The organism is Kineococcus siccus (genome assembly GCF_009906795.1).
GTDB lineage: Bacteria > Actinomycetota > Actinomycetes > Actinomycetales > Kineococcaceae > Kineococcus > Kineococcus siccus.
In genome coordinates, this window is the sequence record NZ_JAAALN010000273.1 from 1 (window position 1) to 4,856 (window position 4,856).

The 4,856-nt window shown below is 76.0% G+C and carries 4 protein-coding genes; 2 read left to right on the top strand and 2 right to left on the bottom strand.

All coding sequences use genetic code 11. The features are described 5' to 3' along the window. Positions 1-63 precede the first annotated feature (63 nt). A complete protein-coding gene (locus tag GTR02_RS19865; RefSeq protein WP_166609212.1) occupies positions 64-1,161 on the bottom strand; it encodes a DNA glycosylase AlkZ-like family protein in 1,098 nt (365 codons plus the stop codon). 164 nt (positions 1,162-1,325) lie between these two features. On the opposite strand from GTR02_RS19865, the gene GTR02_RS19870 reads away from it, so the two are divergent. Continuing rightward, entirely contained in the window at positions 1,326-1,709 is a 384-nt protein-coding gene (locus GTR02_RS19870) for a VOC family protein (protein ID WP_166609213.1), read from the top strand. Between the two features lie 28 nt (positions 1,710-1,737). Here GTR02_RS19870 and GTR02_RS19875 read toward each other — a convergent pair whose 3' ends face one another. Beyond that, complete coding sequence (locus tag GTR02_RS19875; protein WP_166609214.1) at positions 1,738-2,907, bottom strand: RtcB family protein; 1,170 nt, start codon at positions 2,905-2,907, stop codon at positions 1,738-1,740. A gap of 285 nt (positions 2,908-3,192) precedes the next feature. On the opposite strand from GTR02_RS19875, the gene GTR02_RS19880 reads away from it, so the two are divergent. Continuing rightward, entirely contained in the window at positions 3,193-4,830 is a 1,638-nt protein-coding gene (locus GTR02_RS19880; protein ID WP_166609215.1) for a putative bifunctional diguanylate cyclase/phosphodiesterase, read from the top strand. The last annotated feature ends 26 nt before the right edge of the window (positions 4,831-4,856 follow it).

The window sequence follows — 4,856 nt, forward strand, 5'->3', positions numbered from 1 at the left end:
TCCCCCGCCTGAGCGGCTCCCACCCGGGCGCCCGCTCGAAACCCTCCGCCCCGGCCCGGCGCCTCAGGACGGGCGCAGGACCCGCACGTCGGCGGCCCCGCGGACGGCCGCGAGCAGTCCCGCCTCGTCCTGCGCGAGGCGCCAGGCCGGGGCCGGCAGCGACGAGAACGGCGTGACGCTGACGTCGAGGCGCCGGCCGGAGAGGGCCGCGCGCCACGTCCCGGCGACCTCGCCCCGCAGCAGGACGACGCCGGGTGGGGCGACGGGCTTCCACACGTCGCGGTGGCGGGCGCGCCCGGGCAGCACGACGTCCCGGTCGCGGGCCGCGAGCCACGGGTCGCCCGCCGGCAGCAGTCGCAGGGGTGCGGGTGGCGCCGCGGCACCGAGCACGTCGGCGTCCTCGGCCGGTGCCCACGCGGTGCGCCCGTCGACCGTCACCTCGAGGAGGTCCCCGGGCCACGCGCGCCGCGCCGCGGTCACCCTCGTGCCGAGGTGGGCGGCGACGTCCGCGGGCCGGGCCGGGCCGAGCAGGCCCAGGTAGCGGCGGAGCAGGCGGGCGGTGCCCGCGGCGGCCGTCGGCACCGCGAGCTCCGGCAGCAGCCGGTAGCGGGCGGCGCGCCCACCCCGCAGCACCTCCGCGCCGCCGGCCAGTCCCGCCTGCTGCAGCAGCCCGCCGGAGACGTGCCGGGCGCCGCACGGCTCGCAGTCGACGCTGAGCGCGTCGGGGACCCGCTCGGTCACGCCGCGGGACAGCTCCCCCTTCGACACCGGCTCGCCGCCCGCCAGGACCTCCCGGACGGCGGAGGCGACCGCGGTGAACGCGCCCAGGCCCAGGGCGGCGGCCGCCCGGGTGCGCGAGGTGGTGATGCGGGCGGCCGCGTCGGCGTCGTCGAGCGGCCACAGCGCCCCGACCAGCCACGGCAGCTCGGTGCGCCGGTGCAGGGCCGGGGCGCCGCGGGCGCCCCATACGAGGACGAGCCCGTCGTCGGGGCTCGCGCCGCGCACCGCCGCGGCGGTCGCGGCCGCGGGCGCCGGGACGTCGGGGATCCCCAGGCCGGCGACGGCCAGCTCGCGCGCGGGCGCGCCGGGCGCGGGGCGGTGCAGCTCCTGGGCCGCGAAGCGGTGCGCCAGCACGTCCTCGCGGGTCAGCGACGGCGTCACGCGGCCAGTCCAGCACCGCGCGACGCCGTTGTCAGCAGGCCGGCTGCCGCTGCAGCCGCGCTGCGGCACGACGGGGGCGGCCCGGAGCAGCGCCACGGCGTCCGGGAGCAGTAGGCGGACGGCGGGGTGGCGCGGGCGGGGCCGGTGCCGCGAGGCTGGCCGCCATGGCCTCCCGCACCGCGAACTTCTGCTTCGACGCCGCCGACCCCCGCGCCCAGGTGGCCTTCTGGGCGCAGGTCCTCGACGACTTCACGCCCGACGAGGACGGCGACGACGACGAGGCCGGCCTGCACGGTCCCGGCGGGCGCGACCTCCTCTTCCTGCGCGTGCCCGAACCCAAGACGGTCAAGAACCGGATGCACGTCTGCCTGCGCCCGGTGGACCGCGACCGCGACGCGGAGGTCGAGCGCCTGCTCGCCCTCGGTGCGACGGTCGTCGACGACCGCCGCACCGCGGACGCGGGGTGGGCCGTGCTTGCCGACCCGGAGGGCAACGAGTTCTGCGTCCTGACCCGCACGGCCGACGAGGCGGGCGTCCGTCGCACCTGACGCCCGCCCGTCCCCACGACGGCGGGGGCTACTCGCCCTTCACGTTGACCAGCTGGTGCAGCTCGTGGCGCACCGACACCAGGTCGGCGGCGTCCGCCATCACCTGGTCTATGTCCTTGTACGCCGCGGGGATCTCGTCGACGAACGCGGCCGAGTCGCGGAACTCGATGCCCGCCATGGCCGTGCGCAGGTCGTCGAGGGAGAACCGCTTGCGCGCGGCGGAGCGGGAGAACGCCCGCCCCGCCCCGTGCGGCGAGGAGTTCAGCGCGACGGGGTTCCCCTTGCCCTCCACGACGTAGCTCGCGGTCCCCATCGAGCCGGGGATCAGCCCGGGCTGGCCGGCCTTCGCCTCGATGGCCCCCTTGCGCGACACCCAGACCTGCTTGTCGAAGTGGCGCTCGGACTGCGTGAAGTTGTGGTGGCAGTTGATGCGCTCCTCCTCGACCACGTCGGTGCCCGTCCACTCCGCGAGGCAGGCCGCGACGCGGTCCATCATCTCCTCGCGGTTCAGCAGGGCGAAGTGCTGCGCCCAGCGCAGCTCGGTGACGTAGGCGTCGAACTCCGCCGTGCCCTCGACGAGGTAGGCGAGGTCCGGGTCGGGCAGGTCGATCCACCAGCGGCGCGCCAGCTCCCGGGCGATCGTGATGTGGCGCTGCGCGATCCGGTTGCCGACGCCGCGCGAACCCGAGTGCAGGAACAGCCACACGCGGCCGGTCTCGTCGGCCGTGACCTCGATGAAGTGGTTGCCCGAACCCAGCGATCCCAGCTGCAGGGCCCAGTGCGCGACCGACGTGGCCGGGTCGAAACCCGCGGCGGCGGCCTCGGCCGCGAGGACGTCGACGCGCCGTTCGGCCGAGGCCGTCAGGCGCTGGTTGCGCCCACCGGCCGACAGCGGCACGGCCCGCTCGAGCGCCGTGCGCAGCACCGAGCGGTCCAGGCCGTCGAAGTCACCCGTGCTGAACCGGGTGCGCACGGCGATCATGCCGCAGCCGATGTCCACCCCGACCGCGGCGGGCACGAGCGCACCGAGGGTCGGGATGACCGAGCCGACGGTCGCGCCCTTGCCCAGGTGGGCGTCCGGCATCAGGGCGAGGTGGGGGTGGATGAAGGGCAGGGTCGAGGTGCGGCGCGCCTGCTCGAGGGTGTTCTCCTCCAGCAGCGAGGCCCACGACAGCAGGCGGGGGGTGAGGTGTTCCACGTCGGCGACGGTAGGCACCGCGGTCGTCGGCGGCGAGCAGTTTTGGCGCCGATCAGGTGACGACCGCGCCGCCCAGCGCGCGGCCGGCGACCGTGCGTGATCGGCTGGCGCGAGCGGCTCCCGACGGGGCCGCGCGGCGCGACGACCCCGCGGGGGCGGCGCGCCGTCTGGACAGCGGACACGTCAGCGATGACGATGTGCACTCACAAACTTGCACATCGTGACGATCGCGGCGGTCCGGTCGCGGGGGGACTCCCGCGACCCGGGACGAGGAGGAGGTTCGGGATGGCTCCGTGGCCGTGGACTGCCCGACACCTCGCCGGTGACGAGGTGCGCACGCGCATCGTGCCGTGGGCCGTCGCGTCCCCGCTCGTCGTCGTGGGCGTCATCGCGCTGCTCCTGCGCCTGCTCGTCGGCCCGCCGTCGGCCGCCACGCTGCTGTCCGTCCTGGCCGGGGGTGTCGTCAGCGCCGTGCTGCTGCTGCACCTGTCGCTTCAGGCCGCCGAGCGCATCGACGAGGAGGGCCGGCACCGGCAGGACACCCTGGAGGTGGCGCGCCGGCAGGCGCTCCACGACCCGCTCACCGACCTCGGCAACCGGCAGCTGTTCGCCGACCGCCTGCAGCACGCGCTCGCGCGCCGCGGTTCGCACGCGTGCGCGGTCCTGTATCTGGACCTCGACAGCTTCAAGACGATCAACGACGTCCACGGTCACGCGGCCGGGGACACCGTCCTCGTCGAGGTCGCCAACCGGCTGCGCGCGGCCGTGCGCCCCGAGGACACCGTGGCCCGCTTCGGCGGCGACGAGTTCGCGGTGCTGTGCGAGGACCTGACCGACGAGCTGAACGCCAGCCGGATCGCCGACCGCGTCGTGTCCTCGATCTCCGACCGCCCCGTCGTGATCGCGGGCGGGCGCGAGATCACCGTCACCCCGAGCGTGGGCATCGCGCTGGCCCGCGACGAGGCGGACGCGTCGAAGCTCCTGCGCCGGGCGGACGCCGCGCTCTACCGCGCCAAGGAGGGCGGGAAGGCCCGCTCGGAGCTGTTCGACGAGCGCATGCAGGCCCAGGCCGTCGACACGCTGCAGACCGAGGACGACCTCGCCCTCGCCGTCGCGCAGGGCCAGCTGCGCCTGCACTACCAGCCGATCGTCGACCTCACCGACGGGCACGTGCAGGGCGTCGAGGCGCTCGTGCGCTGGCAGCACCCGCGGCGGGGGCTGCTGCAGCCCGCCGACTTCATCCCGCTCGCCGAGCGCAGCGGCCTCATCGTGTCCATCGGCGCCTGGGTCATCGCCGAGGCCTGGCGGACCCTGGAGGGCTGGTACGCCGAGGCCGGCGACGACTGCCGGCTCACGGTCTCGGTGAACATCTCCCCGCGCCAGCTCGCCAACGGCGAACTGCTGGACGCCATCGCCGTCGCCCAGCCGGCCGGGCGCGCGGCCGGGGCCCTGCTGGTCGAGGTGACCGAGGAACTGCTCGTCGCCGACGCCAAGGCGGGGTTCTCGACGCTGCACGCGCTGCGGATGATGGGCGTGCGGGTCGGCGTCGACGACTTCGGCCGCGGCATCTCCTCGCTCTCGCACCTGCAGTCGATGCCCGTCGACCACGTCAAGGTCGACCGGCACTTCATCGCGGGTCTCGGACGGCACCGCCAGGACGAGGCCGTCGTCGCGGGCATCATCGGCATGGCGAAGAACATGGGCGTCGGGGTCATCGCCGAGGGCGTCGAGACCCCCGCCCAGCTCGCCGCGCTGCGCCAGCTGGGCTGCGACGCCGCCCAGGGGTTCCTGCTCGGCTACCCCGCCCCCGGCCTCGACCTCGACGGCGTCGTCCACCCCGCGCCGGGGGGCGCCCTGACCGGCGTCCTCACCCTGGAGGGCCAGGACGTCGTCGCGCGCGCGGTGGCGAGCCGCAGCTTCTGACGGACCCCCGGTGCGGCGCCGCGATG

What these genes read in the sequence shown, in the direction of transcription:
- GTR02_RS19870 (WP_166609213.1), top strand. Translation starts at nt 1,326, where the DNA reads ATGGCCTCCCGCACCGCGAACTTCTGCTTCGACGCCGCCGACCCCCGC.
- GTR02_RS19880 (WP_166609215.1), top strand. Translation starts at nt 3,193, where the DNA reads ATGGCTCCGTGGCCGTGGACTGCCCGACACCTCGCCGGTGACGAGGTG.